Origin of the sequence: Vibrio litoralis DSM 17657 (assembly GCF_000426765.1) — a bacterium.
GTDB lineage: Bacteria > Pseudomonadota > Gammaproteobacteria > Enterobacterales > Vibrionaceae > Vibrio > Vibrio litoralis.
Map to the genome: position 1 here is coordinate 91,129 of NZ_KE384566.1, position 16,786 is coordinate 107,914.

Consider the following 16,786-nt stretch of genomic DNA (forward strand, 5'->3'; position numbering starts at 1 on the left):
ATCATCTGCCCTTTTTCGTATCTAAGCGATTGTTGCCTATATTAACTAACTCGCTGCTTTTTCTACTTCCGCTGGTGGAGTAGAGTCACTTTGAGCTTCTTGCTCTTGCTTTTCTTTGATTAGATCATTGAAAGCAATTCGAGCTTCTTGCGCTTCTTGTGAGGCGGCAAGTTTCACTTCTTTCGCAGCCATCGCCTCAGTTGTGAGGGTATCTAACTGTTTCTGTAGTTCAGCCGGAATATCACCAAGTTCAAGACCATTATCACCATAGGTTAAGGCTTCTTCACGGATTTGCTTTCTTAATTTCCAAATCGCTTTCAGTGCTTGACGCTCATCATCGGCAGCTTCAATCGCTGTAGATTTTAGCTCTTCAAATTTCGCCAGAGCCACACCTTCCGTTGACCAAGGATCGACATCTGGTAAGTCTTCAATGTTGATCACTGGATCTTCGTAACCTTCTTGGTTTGCCAGATCGAAATTGGCAGCTTTAACGGTCGACATCATTAACATGGCTGAAATGGCAATCAATGGAATACCAGCCACAATCGAAGCGGTTTGTAGTGTCGCGAGACCGCCCATGAACATCAATACCGATGGCATGAATGATAGAGTAAATGCCCAGAATAAACGGTTCCAACGCATTGGCTCTTCAGTGACATCATTTTGCACAACAGAAGCTAGGATGTAAGAAATCGAGTCAAAAGTCGTTGCAGTAAAGATGATACATAGACCAGTAAAGACCACGATAACCAAAGTGCTCATTGGCAGTTGATCTAATATCGCAAAGATAGCCGCGGTAGTACCTTGAGAATTTAGGAGGCTGATAACATCTAGTTGACCTGATAACTGAAGTGATAAACCAAAGTTACCTAGAACCATGAAGAATAAGAAGCAACCTAAAGAGCCAAAGAATACTGAGCCTGCAACCATTTGTTTAATGGTACGGCCGCGAGAAATACGAGCAATGAATAGGCCCATGCTTGGTGCAAATACAAGCCACCACGCCCAGTAGAAAATAGTCCAATCCTGTGGGAAGTGGGTATTTTCAAATGAACCGTAACCACCAAAAGGTTCAGCCCAAGAGGCCATGATAAAGAAGTTTGATAGCATTCTTCCTAGAGAATCCAAACCTGTCTCAAGTAAGAAGGTCGTTGGTCCAACTGCGAAGATGAAAATCAATAATGCTAAGGCACCCCAGAAGTTTATGTTACTGAGTAATTGGATCCCTTTTGACATACCTGCATAAGCAGAATAAGCAAAGATCATAGTACAAACTAATAAAACCATTAGCTGTACACCGGTGGTTTTCGGTGTGCCAAATAAGTGGTGTAGACCTTCGGTGATCAGTGGGGAGGCTAAGCCTAATGTCGTCGCACCACCGCCAAGTAAACCAAAGATAAACATAACGTCGATGGTTTTACCTAAACCGCCTTGAGCGCGTTTTTCACCAATGATAGGCATCAGTGCTGCTGAAACCTTTAAAACAGGTTGTTTACGAACATAGAAGAAGTAGGCAATTGGAATTGCAGGTACTAGGTAAATAGACCAAGCAATTGGGCCCCAGTGGAAAATGCCATAAGTTGCTGCCCAACGGACCGCTTCTTCACTTCCTGGCGCTAATTGAAATGGTGGGTTTTGGTAATAAAATGCCCACTCGATAGTACCCCAATATAAAATACTGGCACCGATACCACCACAAAATAGCATGGCAGCCCAAGATGCTGTTTTGAATTCAGGTTTTTCGTCGGGATCACCGAGTTTGATTTGGCCAATGTCTGAAAAAATGATGTAAATCATAAAGAAAAAAGAGGCAAGGCCAAGAATAAGATAAAGCGCTCCAACTTTATCTGTCATAAATGTTTTGGCCAGTGCAACCCATTTCTCCCCTTCTTCAGGGAAAATCATTAAAGGGATGACGGCACATAAAAGAACGATAATTGCACCAAAGAAGGTGGGTTTATCTATGAGTGAAAAAGAATTTTTTTGCGTGTTCATTAGCTAACTCCTAAGCAAAATACAGCAATCCATTAACAGTATAAAGCCACAATATATTTGTGTGTTTACATGAAAATAACATTCTTTATATAGAAAACTAAAACCAAAGTCGAATAAATTGAATGTAGATAACAGTTTAATTTTTAAAGTATTTATGCTAGTTAAGTTGCGCTTTTTGTTATTGATGCAATGAATGTTTTTAATTTTTTTTGGTGTTTTTTATTCGTTAGTAGTACCAATTGTTAATTTTCATCTAGCGTAAAAAACACGCTTGCCCCTCTATTTTTCAGTGACCACTCGCGAACTCTTTTCTTTGTTTTGTTTATCAGTATTAAAGGTTTATTGATAGATCTTGTCGTTAAAATTCATGATTTATTGCCTTACTGTTGCTAAATTTGGTTAATGTTGACTGTCTTTCATTTGATTACTTTCTGGTTTTTTCTTCCTTAGATTGTTCTCTACACGTTTTGATATCGGACAAAATAGGCTCAGTTATCTTGCGGACCTTCTCTTTGTGGAAAGTTAGTTTTCATTTTTGCATGGTGAGTTGTTGTGCTTATGTAAGCATAATGGTCTAAATGTAACTGAATATTTTTAAATGTAATATTTTAATTTTATTTGGTGTGGTTTGTTGTTTTTTAAGTGTGTGTATTTTGTGCTCTTAAGTTTGGGCGATATGCACTTGAAGCAATAAATTAAAAAAAAGCAGTAAATGTTAGCTAACAAGTCGCTAAATGCGGTGATTGGTTAATAAAGCTGCGTTGTTTACCACTTGGTTGTTTCGTTTATATCCACAATGTGACAGCAACCCTTAAACATCGAGAATTAGAATGGAAGCCTCAAGATATAGAAGTATCTTGGTGAGAGGAGGGATGTTTATTGCAGCTCTACTCTTGTCAGGATGCAAATCTGCTTTGCTTGATCCTAAAGGGGTCATAGGCATTCAAGAAAAAGAACTGATCATCACGGCACTATTGCTGATGTTGATTGTTGTTATCCCCGTGATCTTAATGACTGTGTTTTTTTCATATAAGTATCGCGCGAGCAATACCGATGAAAAATACGATCCAGAATGGGCTCATTCAACCAAGATTGAAATAGTGGTATGGACGGTTCCTATTATTATTATTGCCATTTTAGGTACGATCACTTGGCGCACTACTCACGAGTTAGAGCAATCTAAACCGTTAGTGAGTGATGTTGATCATATGACCATTGAAGTCGTTTCTTTGGATTGGAAATGGTTGTTTATCTACCCTGACCAACATATTGCGACAGTCAATTACGTGGCTTTCCCTAAAGATGTTCCGATTAAGTTTAAAGTCACTTCAGACAACATCATGAACTCTTTCTTTATTCCTCGTCTTGGCAGTCAGATCTATGCGATGCCGGGCATGATGACCAGTGTCCACTTAATGGCTAATGAAGCGAATGACTACAAAGGCATCTCCGCTAGCTATAGTGGTGAAGGTTTCTCTGGGATGAAATTTACTGCCCATGTTACGGACACTCCTGAGCAATTTAATGACTGGGTAAACAGCGTTAAAGCCAATAAAAATGCTTTAGTGATGAATGATTTTGAGGGCTATCGTCAGCTTGCTAAACCAAGTGAAAACGTACCGGTGACTTATTACTCCAGTGTTCCTGAGCATTTGTTTGCCGATGTGGTGAAGCAGTACAAAGGTTCTCTGAACTCATCAGATGAAAAGATGAGTAAAGGGCACTCTATGGACATGGCACAAAATTAAAGGGTAGGAAATACTATGTTTGGAAGTATATTTGGAAGACTTTCCCTCGACAGCGTGCCATACCATGAACCCATTATTGTGGTGACATTGGCCGTTATCGCGTTGGTCGGGCTTGCGTTAGTTTCAGCCATTACTTATTACGGTAAATGGCAATATTTATGGTCGGAGTGGTTCACTTCTATCGACCATAAGAAAATTGGTTTTATGTATATCGCGGTGGCATTAATTATGCTGATTCGAGGTTTCTCGGATGCAGTCATGATGCGTAGTCAGCAGTTGCTTTCTTCAGCAGGAGATGCCGGCTATTTACCACCTGAGCACTATGACCAAATCTTCAGTGCTCACGGCGTGATCATGATTTTCTTTGTGGCGATGCCGATGATCATTGGTTTAATGAACATCGTCGTACCACTGCAAATTGGTGCGCGTGATGTGGCATTCCCATATTTGAATAACTTGAGTTTCTGGTTGTTCGTCGTGGGTGTGATCTTAACCAACGTTTCTTTAGGGGTAGGTGAATTTGCCCGTACGGGTTGGTTAGCGTATCCGCCTTTATCTGGCATTCAAGCGAGTCCTGGAACCGGGGTTGATTACTGGATTTGGGCGCTGCAAATATCCGGTGTAGGTACCACGTTATCTGGGGTGAACTTCTTCACTACCATCATGCGTATGCGTACGCCATCGATGCCAATGATGAAGATGCCGGTGTTCACTTGGGCTTCATTGTGCGCCAATATCTTAATCATTATCTCGTTCCCTATTTTGACGGTGACGATTGCGTTATTGACGCTTGATCGTTACATCGGTACCCATTTCTTTACCAATGATATGGGCGGCAACATGATGATGTACGTCAATCTTATCTGGGCATGGGGACATCCGGAAGTTTACATCTTAGTACTGCCGATATTCGGTGTGTATTCAGAGGTAGTCGCGACCTTCTCTCGTAAGAAATTGTTTGGTTATACCTCATTAGTGTGGGCAACGGTTGTGATCACTATCTTGGCCTTTGTGGTTTGGTTGCATCACTTCTTTACTATGGGATCGGGCGCCAATGTAAACGCCTTCTTTGGTATTGCTACCATGATTATCTCCATTCCAACTGGAGTTAAGATCTTCAACTGGTTATTTACCATGTACCGTGGTCGCGTTGAGTTTAGCTCTCCAATGCTTTGGACCATTGGCTTCCTTATCACCTTTACCGTTGGTGGTATGACAGGGGTATTGATGGCCGTTCCCGGAGCAGACTTTGTATTGCACAACAGTTTATTCCTGATTGCTCACTTCCATAATGTGATTATCGGTGGTGTGGTATTTGGTTGTTTTGCTGGTGTGACTTACTGGTTCCCGAAAGCGACCGGTTTTACCTTGAACGAAACCTGGGGTAAACGTGCATTCTGGTGTTGGATTATTGGTTTCTTATTTGCCTTTATTCCACTATACGCACTGGGCTTTATGGGTATGACTCGTCGTTTGAGCCAGCACATTGATCCTGAATACTTCCCGCTATTAGCAACTGCAGCGTTTGGTACTTTCATTATTTTCTGTGGCGTTTTATGTCAAGCCACTCAATTTATTGTCAGTGTGCGTGACCGTGAACAAAACCGCGATCTAACGGGTGACCCGTGGGATGCTCGTACTCTTGAGTGGTCAACCTCATCACCTCCGCCATTTTATAACTTTGCCAAAATCCCGAAAGGCGATGAAATTGATGCTTTCTGGTATCAAAAGCAACGTGGTGAAGCTGGCGTAGAAGCAACATTGGCTGAGAAGGAAGAGTATTCTCCAATTCATATGCCAAAAAATACCGCAACAGGGATGGTTATCTCTGGTTTTGCCCTGATCTTTGGTTTCGCCATGATTTGGTACATGTGGTGGTTAGCCGCCGTTGGTTTCGTTGGCATTATCGTGACGTCGATTGTTCACAGCTTTAATGAAGACCGTGATTACTACGTATCGGTTGAAGAAATTAAAGCGATTGAGCAAGCCAATAAAGAGCAGCTTCGCAAAGCAAAAGCTCAGCAAACGAATACACCCGCGGATGATGAAGATATGGAGGTTGATTATGCACGCTAATACTGCGGTTGAGCATGGTCATCATGATGATCACGATCATCATGACGCAAATGAAATGAAGCAATATGGCTTCTGGATTTACCTGATGAGTGACTGCATTTTATTTGGCTCGTTATTTGCCACTTATGCAGTACTAGTCAATGCCACTGCGGGTGGTCCAACAGGTAAAGATATTTTTGAATTGCCATTTGTGTTTGTTGAAACCATGTTGCTGCTTTTAAGTAGTATCACCTTTGGTTTTGGCATCATTGCAATGAAGCGTGAAGATGTGGCTGGTTTAAAACGTTGGTTATTAATCACCGCTTTACTTGGCTTAGGCTTTATCGCGATGGAAGTGTATGAGTTCCATCATTTGATTGCAGAAGGTTTTGGACCGCAGCGTAGTGCGTTTTTATCGGCATTCTTTGTTTTAGTTGGCACGCACGGATTACACGTGACTTTTGGCTTAATTTGGTTAGCAGTTTGTTACTTCCAATTAAGCACCAAAGGTTTGAATGATTTAATGAAAGGCCGTTTTTACTGCTTAAGTTTATTCTGGCACTTCTTAGATATCGTTTGGATCTGTGTATTCACTATCGTGTATTTACTAGGAGTGATCTAATGTCAAATTCAGCTGTATCAAAAGATCATCAAGATTCAGGTGCTAAAGGTTACATTATTGGCTTTATCGCTTCATTGGTGTTGACCATTATTCCATTTTACTTTGCTTATACTGGCGTGTTGTCGCGTGAAGCAACGATTGAAATTTTGATCATAACCGCAGTGCTGCAATTATTGGTGCATCTAGTGTATTTCTTACACATGGATAGCTCAGAGAAAGGCCGATTTAACGCGCTGTCTTTTGCGTTTACTTCCGTGATCGTTTTCATCGTCATCGCAGGTTCAATCTGGATCATGTGGAACTTGAACCACAATATGATGATGTAGGTCTGATAATGTTGAAAGAATACCTATCGATAACCAAACCCGGCATTATTGTTGGCAATTTGATCTCTGTTTTAGCTGGCTACTTTCTAGCGGCTAAATCAGAGCCTGCCACATTGAGTTTACTATTATTCACAATGTTAGGCGTGGCGTTAGTCATTGCCTCTGGCTGTGTGATTAATAACATTTTTGATCGTGATATCGATTTTAAAATGTCACGTACTCAAAACCGCACCATGGTGAAAGGTGGAATCAAGGTCGATCATGCCTTTCTTTACGCCTTGGTGATGTTACTGGCAGGTACTGGATTGCTTTATAAAATGGCTAATCCGTTGTCGGCAGTAATGGTGTTATTAGGTTATGTGTTTTACGTGTTCTTTTACACCATGTGGTACAAGCGCACCTCGGTATACGGCACTTTAGTGGGCAGTGTATCGGGGGCGATTCCGCCATTGGTCGGCTACCTTGCGGTGACTAATTACATCAGCTTTGAAGCGGTATTGTTGTTTAGTTTATTCTGCTTATGGCAAATGCCGCACTCGTATGCCATTGCGATGTTCAGAATGCAAGACTACCAAGAAGCAGGCATTCCTGTACTACCTGTGGTGAAAGGAATTCAGCGTGCTCGTCAACATATGATGGCTTACGTGGCCGCGTTCTCGTTAGTTGCGCTTGGTTTATATGCCTTCGGGCACACAGGTTATGAATATTTAGCGGTGGCGGCATTATCTTGCTTCGCATGGTCAAAAGTCACTTTTAGAAGCATGGATCAATCGAATTATATTCAATGGTCTAAATCAGTATTTAAAACCTCATTACTAGTCGTGATGGCGTTTAGTTCTGTACTAGGTCTAGAGTTAATTCCACTTTCATTTTTGTAGTTTATTTTTCTAAAAATGCCAATTTTGGAAGTAACGTTTCCGGTAAATTTATATTGCAAAAATGATAGTTTTATTTTTCATTAATGTGCCCATAATGTAACAAAAGATGTTGTGTTGTAGATGTTTTGTTTCTTTGTTGCTTTGCATCTACCTCACGATAAATGTTTGCACGACATGTAGCGTCGCTGGAATGAACTGAGGTATTAAGCTTTAGAATGTTTCAATTGGAATAGCGATGTATCTCCCTGTGTAAATCTAGTTAAACTCCAAGTTAGCTAGTAAAAATGAAAAACACCAAGCCTCCCCAGCTTGGTGTTTTTTTATGTGTAATTTCTTTTTTATATGCATAAATAACACTCGCCTAAAAATCAAACACGCACTACACTCAGCGGCCGTTCTGACCTCTTTAGTTTTCTCTATATTCCCCCTTAGAGATGAGAGGCAGCGTGTATTTTTTTAAGGATAAAAATGAACGTTGTTTTGACTGAAGATGTGATTCATTTACCTCAGGTTGATGAATCACTATTTGATGCAATTGCCGAAAATATTGCTCACCAAGGTTACAGTATTCACCCCAATGCACTTTCTGCTGATTTATTAAATCAACTGCATCAACATGTACATAGTATGCCTGATGATAATTTTAAGCGGGCAGGGATTGGGCGTGAAGATAATCTGATGCTTAACCAGTTTGTACGCAAAGATGAGGTGTGTTGGATTAATGGTGAAAGCTTGGCAGGAAAGGCATGGCTTGCTTGGTCGGCTGAATTACAGCGCTATTTAAATCGACATCTATTTTTAGGGCTATTCTCATTTGAAAGTCATTTTGCGCATTATTCACCGGGCGATTTTTATAAAACCCACAAAGATGCCTTTAAAGGTGAATCTAATCGTATCCTCAGCCTCGTAGTGTACTTAAATCCGTGCTGGACCAAAGAACACCAAGGTGAGTTGGTTATTTATCAAGATGATACGCGAGAGGAATTGGTTAGAGTGACGCCGAGCTTTGGCACGATTGCACTCTTTTTGAGTGAAGATTTCCCTCATGAGGTTTTACCTTCAACCCGTGATCGCTATTCAATAGCGGGTTGGTTTCGAGTAAATGGTTCTGGCATTAATAAGGTCGATCCTCCACGTTAGGGGATTGGCGTTTATTTTAACCTTAAGTAATTTATTCTTATAAAGAAATACTCTCCTGACAGCCTTATTATCTAATATGTTATATGATTATACGATGAATTCTAAGAAGGGTGTCTAGAGTTGAAAAGTGCATGGATCGAAGAGTGGCTTCCCGGCTTATCTCAATTAAAAAACTATGAAAAAGCTTGGCTTAGTGATGATCTTCGAGCCGCGCTTTCTGTGGTGGCGGTTGCCTTACCGGTTGCTATTGCTTATGCCGAATTAACTGGGGTAAGTGCAATAGTTGGGTTGTATTCTTGTGTGTTGCCTATGTTGGTATATGCCTTCATGGGGACTTCTCGACAACTTATTGTTGGCCCAGATACGGCAACTTGTGCAGTCATTGCTGCAGTTGTAACACCACTTGCTGCTGGTGATGCGGTAAAACATTGGCAATTAGTTATTACCATGACAGCCATGACTGGCGTGTGGTGTTTAATTGCCAGCAAGTTTAAGTTGGGTGTCTTTGCCGATTTTCTCTCTGGCCCGATCTTATTAGGCTTATTAAATGGTGTCTCGATTACCATTATCGTTGGTCAATTTTTTAAAGTATTTGGTATTACCTATAACCAACCATACCTCATTGAGCAGATATGGGAGGCACCTTCGCAATTGGTTAATATTCACTGGCAAACTCTGTTGGTTAGTGCGGTGACGATTGGGATCTACCTCTGTTGTAAAAAGTTACGTCCAACGTGGCCTGCGGCAATGCTTGCCATTATTATCGCGAGTCTTTTTGTTTGGCTCGGCGATTTTCAATCGGTTGGCGTTGGTATTGTCGGTATGGTCGATGGTGGTCTACCTGTTTTTCAAGCACCAGAGTTTGATATTGGTTTAAGTCGTGAGCTTGTGATGCCTGCGCTTAACTTAGCCATGGTGAGCTTTGTGAGTATGATGCTCACCGTACGTAGTTTTGCTGCTAAAAATGGTTATGATATTGATGCCGATAAAGAGTTCCGCGCGCTTGGTATGATTAATATTGCCTCGGCATTTTCACAAGGTTTTGTGGTTAGTGGCACCAGCTCTCGAACGGCGGTCAATGATGCTAATGGTGGTAAAACTCAGCTGGTTTCGATAATTTCTGCGGTTATCATTGCCATTGTGGCGGTGGTTGCCTATCAGCCATTGCAATTCATTCCTGTGGCAGCGTTAGGTGTTGTCTTGATTGTGGCTTCCATTTCTTTGATTGATTTAAAAGGAATTTGGGGACTACGTAAGCGAGATAAAGACGCCTTCTATCTATCCAGTATTACTTTTATTGCCGTGTTGGTGATTGGTGTTATTCCGGGTATCACCTTGGCGGTATTGCTCGGTTTATTCCAGTTCTTGCGTATTGTGATGCGTCCAACCGATCAAGTGTTGGGTATCGATACCAAAGGTACGGTGAGAAGTTTAGGTAAATCAGGTAAGGCGAAAGCCATTCCCGGCTTAGTGATTTATCGTTTTAACTCCCCACTCACTTATTTTAATGCCGCGCACTTTAAACGTCGTTTATTACACAAAGTGGCCGAGGCCGGATCGAACGACGTCAAATATGTGATTATTGATGCGGTGGCCAGCTTCACACATTTGGATCTCACTGTGATGGCGGTGATTAATGACGTTCAAGCAATCTTAAAAAAACGTGGTATTCGCCTAGTACTGGCTGGTCATAAACGACGCTTAAAGCAATGGTGTGATTTAGCTGGCGTTAAAGTAGGGGAAGGCGGTATTCGGATCCGCGCCGATATGTACCTCGCCATTAAGATGAGCGGTTGTTATCAAGAGGCGGTGAGCGAAGGGCATATTCCTGAAGTGAAGAAAGAGAAGTTATCGGAAGAGCGGGAGCATGCTCAGCCTGAAGTATAGCTTTATGCTCAAGTCGGTTTATATCCAAATTACTTGGGGTTATATCCAATAAAAACGAGCTCGTGATGAGCTCGTTTTGGTATCAAACTATGATTTTTCTAGGCTCTAATTATTAGAGATTAACCATCTTGGCGAATCAGATAATCAAAGGCACTTAAGCTTGCTTTTGCACCGTCACCCATTGCAATAATGATTTGCTTATAAGGCACTGTGGTTGCATCACCCGCAGCAAACACACCTGGCATGCTAGTCTCACCGCGATCATTTACGATGATTTCACCACGCTCTGATAGTTTCACTTCACTGTCTTTTAACCATTCAGTATTCGGTACTAGGCCAATTTGAACAAAGATACCCGCTAGTTCGATTTCTTTAATTTCATCGGTGTTGCGGTCTTTGTACTTAAGGCTAGTAACACGTTTACCATCACCTATGACTTCAGTGGTTTGCGCCATAGTAATAATGTCGATGTTAGGCAGTGAGTTCGCTTTGTTAATAAGCACTTGGTCTGCGCGTAGACCATCAGCAAATTCCAGTACCGTTACATGCTCAACAATACCTGCTAGATCAATCGCAGCTTCAATACCTGAGTTACCACCACCGATAACTGCGGTTCTCTTGCCTTTAAACAATGGACCATCACAGTGTGGGCAGTAAGCGACTCCTTTGTTACGGTATTCCTGTTCACCCGGAACATTCATTTCACGCCAGCGAGCACCGGGGCTAAGGATGATACTTTTACTTTTTAATGTCGCACCGCTTTCAAGAGCAACATGGATCAGACCATCTTCAGTATGTGGCGCGCCCATGATTTTGTCGGCTTGTTGTTCGGTTACTACATCAACATCGTATTCTTTTAGATGTTCGGCTAAGTCGGTGGCTAATTTTGGTCCTTCAGTACGTTTTACTGAGATGAAGTTTTCAATCGCCATCGTATCCATGACTTGTCCGCCAAAACGTTTGGCAACAACACCCGTGCGAATACCTTTACGTGCCGCGTATAGAGCCGCAGCACTACCACCAGGGCCACCACCAACGACTAATACATCGTATGGGTCTTTTTCGTTTAAGCTAGCAGCGGCTTTTTCGGCTGCACCATCATCAAGTTTGCCAAGGATTTCATTTAGCGTCATACGGCCTTGGCCAAATAATTCACCATTTACAAATACACTTGGTACCGCCATGATGTCGCGATTTTTCACTTCATCTTGGAATAGCGCGCCGTCAATCATGGTAGTACGGATATCAGGGTTGATGGCTGACATCATATTGAACGCTTGGACGACATCTGGGCAGTTTTGGCATGACAGAGAAATAAACACTTCTACATCAAGCTTTTTGCCTAGTTGACCAAGTTGCTCAATGGTTTCTTTTTCTAGCTTGATTGGGTGGCCGCCCGAATGCAGTAGCGCTAAAACTAATGACGTAAATTCATGGCCCATTGGTAGACCAGCAAAACGTAATTGTGTGCCTTTTTCTGGGTTAACCACAGACATGATAGGCTTACGATCGCTAGCTGCGTCATCGCGTACCACGGTAATAAATGAGCTTAATTCAGCAATTTCATTAGCAAGAGCAAGAATATCCTGCGCGGCTTTGCTTTCATCTAGGCTAACCACTAATTGGATATCATGTTTTACATTGGCTAAATACTGTTCTAATTGTTGTTTGATCGCTTGTTCAAGCATGCTATGACACCTTACTTCTAAAAATTAGAGTTCTTTAAAATGAGAGTGGTTACTCTGGATAAATCAAATTTCGAAAATAAAAACAGGGTGAGAGCTAGCCAACGGAATAGGTCGTCAGAAGTAATACCATCAACTAGCTCTCGAATTAGCCGTTAATAATGGGGAGTTATTAACGGCATATTAGGACTAGTGGCTAATTAAATTTTGCCTACGAGGTCAAGAGAAGGTGCTAGTGTTTCTTCGCCTTCTTTCCATTTCGCAGGGCAAACTTCACCTGGGTGCGCTGCAACGTATTGTGCTGCTTTCACTTTACGAAGTAGATCTTCTGCATCACGACCGATACCTTCAGCTGTGATTTCCATTGCTTGAATCGTACCTTCTGGGTCGATTAAGAATGTTGCACGGTCTGCAAGACCTTGACCTTCACGCATAACACCGAAGTTGTTAGTGATGTTGCCTGTTTGGTCACCTAGCATGTAGTACTGAATTTTACCGATAGTGTCAGAGCTATCGTGCCATGCTTTGTGAGTGAAGTGAGTGTCAGTTGATACTGAGTACACTTCTACGCCACGTTTTTGTAGCTCTTCGTAATGATCAGCAAGGTCGCCTAATTCTGTTGGACATACAAACGTGAAGTCTGCTGGATAGAAGAAAAATACAGCCCACTTACCTAGTACGTCTTTTTCTGAAACCTCAACAAACTCGCCGTTTTTGAATGCTGTTGCGTTGAATGGTTTGATTTGAGTGTTAATCATAATATTGTCTTTCCCTTTTATTGAAAATTCTAAATTCTTACAGAAATCTAAATGGGGCAATGCGTTATTGCGCCTCGTTTCTTGCTTACGGGAAGTATATTCACATTGTTTGAGTGCTTTGAAAAATAGATTGTTCTTATTGTATTGATAGGTTTTTTCTATTGTTCGTTTGGAGCATAGAAGATCGCTTAATAACAGCAACAATATCTAATTAACCATAAATGAGATAAGCTAACCGTATACCTTCCTTTTCTATAAGTAGTCCCACCTCTGTAATGAAAATACCTAAACAAATGCAATCTTTGGTTGAAGATGGCGTCGTTGATGACGTAGTGAGCCAACTTATGAGTGGCAAAGAAGCGTCAGTCTATATCGTGCGTTGTGGTGACGAAATTCGTTGCGCTAAAGTGTATAAAGAAGTCAATCAACGTAGCTTTAAGCAAGCGGTACAATATCGAGAAGGACGTAAAGTAAAAAACAGCCGCCGTGCTCGCGCCATGGAAAAAGGCTCTAAATTTGGTCGTGGTGAGCAAGAAGCGGTTTGGCAAAGCGCCGAAGTCGATGCGCTCTATGCCTTGAAAGCTGCCGGAGTACGAGTGCCTGAACCTTATGGGGTAGTGGATGGCGTGTTGTTAATGGAGCTCATTACCGATGAAGAAGGCTTTGTTGCGCCGCGTTTAAATGATGTCTCTATGTCCGCCGAACAAGCGTTAGAAGATCATGATGAAATGATTGAGTACATCAAACGTATGTTATGCGCAGGGATTATTCATGGTGATTTATCAGAATTTAATGTGCTGGTGGATGAATATGGGCCAGTGATCATCGATTTACCCCAAGCCGTCAATGCCTCCGCCAACAATAACGCGGAATGGATGTTTGCCCGTGATGTAAACAATATGCGTAGCTACTACGGCCAATATGTACCAGAGCTAGAGCAAACCGAATACGCCAAAGAAATGTGGCAGTTGTACCAAGCGGGCGAGTTATTTCCCGATACTAAATTGACCGGATTGTTTGTCGAGTCCGACGAATTAGCCGACGTAGAATCCATCTTAGATGAAATTGATGCGGCAAGATTGGAAGCAGAAACTCGTGAATTAAGAAAGAGTGAATCAGAGCAAGAGTAATACCAAAGCGGATGCGGGTTCAAATCCCGCCAGCGCATTTGAACTCGATTCTATTTTCTAGATTATAAAAATCAAAAAGGCCGCTAAGCTTTAAACTTAGCGGCCTTTCCAATCGATTGGTGGAGCTGGCGGGAGTTGAACCCGCGTCCGAAAATCATCCATCATTGGTACTACATGCTTAGTCGATCTTTAATTTCACCACCGACCTGCGAACCGACACGCTAGTTGATGGCTATCCTGAATTATTTTTAATGCTTTGTCTCTCAGGCGGGAGACGCCACACGAGTTTGTTTGGGTTTGACTCTCTGTTGTTCCCCGTCTTACAAACGGAAGCTAGGGCAGAAAGGCTCTCAGCAGGTTATTAAGCTGCTAGTGCGTAGTTTTCGTCGTTTGCGACTATTTTTTTGCGGCTTTTTACGTGGCCAACCGCCCCACGACATGCACCTCAGACTTACAAATTCCCGTCGAATCCTGAATCAGCCCCAAGGTTGTTTGATTGATTTTGAACTACTCATCAAAATGTCAAACTGCGCTTTCACGCTTTGTATCCTTACCAAGTATTATGATAAATCGATACTTCAAACGCATAGTAACATAAAACCTTTAAGAGTCTAGCAACTTGCGTTTAAGTGGTTAACATTAACTCACTTGATATTTTTACTTAAAAACGGAATGTTAGCGTAAGCTGCTCTTCATAATTCGAGCTTTATCACGCTGCCAATCTTGGTTCTTTTTATCATCACGTTTGTCGTGAAGTTTCTTACCTTTCGCCACCCCGATTTTCATTTTAACCCAAGATTTTGACCAGTAGAGCGATAGGGCAATTAATGTCATGCCTTCGCGGTTTACGCGGCCAAATAGGTTATCGAGTTCACGGCGGTTAAGTAATAGCTTACGAACACGAGTTGGGTTAGCAACAATGTGGGTAGAAGCTTGTTGAAGTGGTATTATTGACGCGCCACTTAGGAATGCTTCACCGTCGCGAAGAAAGACATAACTTTCTGCGATATTGGCTTTACCTTGACGTAAAGATTTGACTTCCCAACCTTGCAGCTCAAGACCAACTTCTATTTCATCATCGACGAAATATTCGTGTCGAGCTTGCTTGTTAAGAGCGATAGTATTACTACCGGCTTTTGATTTTGATTTTTTCTTTGCCATAATGGCCTCATTATACGGATTGCTTTTATTTTGGCGAATCCTTTTGTTCTAATTCTTGGTAATATTTTGTTTATTTTCGAGAATTTGCTTCATGGCTCAAATTAGGAAGAAGTATGCCTCAGGTTAATCGTTCAGCATTAGTCTCGTTTAGTGCTCAGCAAATGTATGATTTAGTTAATGATGTTGAAAAGTACCCTGAGTTTTTACCAGGATGTTCAGGTTCCAAGCTGATTGAGTCTACCAATACCGCTTTGGTTGCCTCGGTTGATGTATCAAAAGCCGGGATTAAAAAAACGTTTACTACCTCTAATACAATGGAACCTGGCCGTAGGATTAATTTGGAGCTAGTGGATGGCCCTTTCAAGTCCTTAACTGGATTTTGGATGTTTACTCCATTAGATGATTTTGCTTGTAAAGTTGAGCTTTGTTTAGAGTTTGAATTCAGTAATAAGCTCGTGGAGATGGCGTTTGGTAAAGTATTCACTGAACTAACTAACAATATGGTGAACTCTTTTACTCAACGTGCCAAGCAAATGTACAATAATTGATTGGCAAGTTGCCATATAGGTGAGGAAATAATGACAGAACAAACAAGTGCCAATTCACTGATCCATGTTGAGGTGGTGTATGCGCTGCCGCATGAGCAAAAAGTGTTTGAACTTGCAGTATCAGAGGATTTATCCGTTCAGGAAATTATTGAACAGTCAGGTGTTTTGGCTAATTACCCTGAGATAGATTTAGCAAAAAATAAAGTTGGTGTATTTAGTCGAAATATAAAACTAGATTCGACGGTACGCGATAAAGATCGCATTGAGATTTACCGACCTTTATTGGCGGATCCAAAAGAAATTCGCCGTAAGCGAGCAGAGCAAACAAAAGCAGAACAAGCCAAGAAGAAAGCTTAATTTATTGAGCTTAAGCGAATAAAGAACGATAAAAAATGGCCTATCAAGTGAGATATTAATATCTACTTGATAGGCCATTTTACGTTTACTCGCTATTAATTGAGCGGAGTATTGAAATCAGGGCTTAACTCAAAATCACCCGAAGCCTCGGTTAATGCTTGAGTTTGGGGATTAAATTTCACAATAAAGTTTTTCTGAACAGTATCATCATGCCCGTGAGTGAAGTGGTAAATGTAGTACCAAGTATCAGGGTAACCATTTTCAACTAACATTGGCGAGCCTAGAACAAATTGAACCTGTTCTTTGGTCATGCCAACTCTAAGTTTGTCGACATCTGGCTGCTCTATGTAGTTACCTTGAGCAATATCGATGCGATAAACCAAGCGTTCAAGTACGCTACAGCCAGATAATATCGTTAAAGCGAAAGGGATAATGAGTATCCACTTTTTAAAATGCATAGTGGTTTCTTTGAGTTAAAGGCGAAAATCTTGCTCGA

General features: G+C 41.6%; 15 protein-coding genes and 1 other RNA gene. 10 read left to right on the forward strand and 6 right to left on the reverse strand.

Going from position 1 to position 16,786, the window contains the following annotated elements; translation table 11 throughout:
- Nucleotides 1–45: 45 nt before the first annotated feature.
- A complete protein-coding gene (locus K358_RS0110740) occupies nucleotides 46–1,995 on the reverse strand; it encodes a BCCT family transporter (protein WP_027696820.1) in 1,950 nt (649 codons plus the stop codon).
- Nucleotides 1,996–2,825: 830 nt separating this feature from the next.
- Here K358_RS0110740 and cyoA point away from each other — a divergent pair.
- The 7 genes from cyoA to K358_RS0110775 all read left to right on the forward strand — a co-directional run bounded on the left by cyoA (nucleotide 2,826) and on the right by K358_RS0110775 (nucleotide 10,651).
- Complete coding sequence (cyoA, locus tag K358_RS0110745; RefSeq protein WP_027696821.1) at nucleotides 2,826–3,743, forward strand: ubiquinol oxidase subunit II; 918 nt, start codon at nucleotides 2,826–2,828, stop codon at nucleotides 3,741–3,743.
- 27 nt (nucleotides 3,744–3,770) lie between these two features.
- On the forward strand, nucleotides 3,771–5,819 hold the full coding sequence (cyoB, locus tag K358_RS0110750) for a cytochrome o ubiquinol oxidase subunit I (protein WP_027696822.1): 2,049 nt from the start codon (nucleotides 3,771–3,773) through the stop codon (nucleotides 5,817–5,819).
- Nucleotides 5,809–6,420, forward strand: coding sequence for a cytochrome o ubiquinol oxidase subunit III (gene cyoC / locus K358_RS0110755; RefSeq protein WP_027696823.1), 612 nt, complete (start codon nucleotides 5,809–5,811; stop codon nucleotides 6,418–6,420). The genes cyoB and cyoC overlap by 11 nt, the downstream gene beginning before the upstream one ends.
- A complete protein-coding gene (cyoD, locus tag K358_RS0110760) occupies nucleotides 6,420–6,746 on the forward strand; it encodes a cytochrome o ubiquinol oxidase subunit IV (RefSeq protein WP_027696824.1) in 327 nt (108 codons plus the stop codon). Before cyoC ends, cyoD begins: the two co-directional genes overlap by 1 nt.
- Nucleotides 6,747–6,754: 8 nt before the next feature.
- Nucleotides 6,755–7,624, forward strand: a complete 870-nt coding sequence (gene cyoE, locus K358_RS0110765; protein WP_027696825.1) for a heme o synthase — start codon at nucleotides 6,755–6,757, stop codon at nucleotides 7,622–7,624.
- Between the two features lie 468 nt (nucleotides 7,625–8,092).
- Nucleotides 8,093–8,764 (forward strand): 2OG-Fe(II) oxygenase, encoded by a 672-nt coding sequence (locus tag K358_RS0110770; RefSeq protein WP_027696826.1) that lies wholly within the window; start codon nucleotides 8,093–8,095, stop codon nucleotides 8,762–8,764.
- 120 nt (nucleotides 8,765–8,884) lie between these two features.
- Nucleotides 8,885–10,651 carry a SulP family inorganic anion transporter gene (locus K358_RS0110775; protein WP_027696827.1) on the forward strand — a complete coding sequence of 589 codons (1,767 nt, stop codon included), beginning with the start codon at nucleotides 8,885–8,887 and terminating at the stop codon, nucleotides 10,649–10,651.
- Nucleotides 10,652–10,770: 119 nt separating this feature from the next.
- On the opposite strand, the gene ahpF is transcribed toward K358_RS0110775, so the two are convergent.
- Both ahpF and ahpC read right to left on the reverse strand, forming a co-directional pair.
- On the reverse strand, nucleotides 10,771–12,339 hold the full coding sequence (gene ahpF / locus K358_RS0110780; RefSeq protein ID WP_027696828.1) for an alkyl hydroperoxide reductase subunit F: 1,569 nt from the start codon (nucleotides 12,337–12,339) through the stop codon (nucleotides 10,771–10,773).
- A gap of 197 nt (nucleotides 12,340–12,536) precedes the next feature.
- Nucleotides 12,537–13,094, reverse strand: coding sequence for an alkyl hydroperoxide reductase subunit C (gene ahpC / locus K358_RS0110785; protein WP_027696829.1), 558 nt, complete (start codon nucleotides 13,092–13,094; stop codon nucleotides 12,537–12,539).
- 275 nt (nucleotides 13,095–13,369) lie between these two features.
- Here ahpC and K358_RS0110790 point away from each other — a divergent pair, with 275 nt between their 5' ends.
- Nucleotides 13,370–14,224 (forward strand): PA4780 family RIO1-like protein kinase, encoded by an 855-nt coding sequence (locus K358_RS0110790; protein ID WP_027696830.1) that lies wholly within the window; start codon nucleotides 13,370–13,372, stop codon nucleotides 14,222–14,224.
- A 117-nt stretch (nucleotides 14,225–14,341) separates the two neighbouring features.
- On the opposite strand, the gene ssrA is transcribed toward K358_RS0110790, so the two are convergent.
- Together ssrA and smpB are read right to left on the reverse strand one after the other, a co-directional pair.
- Nucleotides 14,342–14,708, reverse strand: a transfer-messenger RNA (tmRNA) gene (ssrA, locus tag K358_RS19050).
- Nucleotides 14,709–14,899: 191 nt separating this feature from the next.
- Nucleotides 14,900–15,385, reverse strand: coding sequence for an SsrA-binding protein SmpB (smpB, locus tag K358_RS0110795; protein ID WP_027696831.1), 486 nt, complete (start codon nucleotides 15,383–15,385; stop codon nucleotides 14,900–14,902).
- A 113-nt stretch (nucleotides 15,386–15,498) separates the two neighbouring features.
- Here smpB and K358_RS0110800 point away from each other — a divergent pair, with 113 nt between their 5' ends.
- Complete coding sequence (locus K358_RS0110800) at nucleotides 15,499–15,933, forward strand: SRPBCC family protein (protein ID WP_027696832.1); 435 nt, start codon at nucleotides 15,499–15,501, stop codon at nucleotides 15,931–15,933.
- A gap of 30 nt (nucleotides 15,934–15,963) precedes the next feature.
- Nucleotides 15,964–16,290 carry an RnfH family protein gene (locus K358_RS0110805; protein ID WP_027696833.1) on the forward strand — a complete coding sequence of 109 codons (327 nt, stop codon included), beginning with the start codon at nucleotides 15,964–15,966 and terminating at the stop codon, nucleotides 16,288–16,290.
- A 95-nt stretch (nucleotides 16,291–16,385) separates the two neighbouring features.
- Here K358_RS0110805 and bamE read toward each other — a convergent pair whose 3' ends face one another.
- Complete coding sequence (bamE, locus tag K358_RS0110810) at nucleotides 16,386–16,748, reverse strand: outer membrane protein assembly factor BamE (protein WP_027696834.1); 363 nt, start codon at nucleotides 16,746–16,748, stop codon at nucleotides 16,386–16,388.
- Between the last annotated feature and the right edge of the window lie 38 nt (nucleotides 16,749–16,786).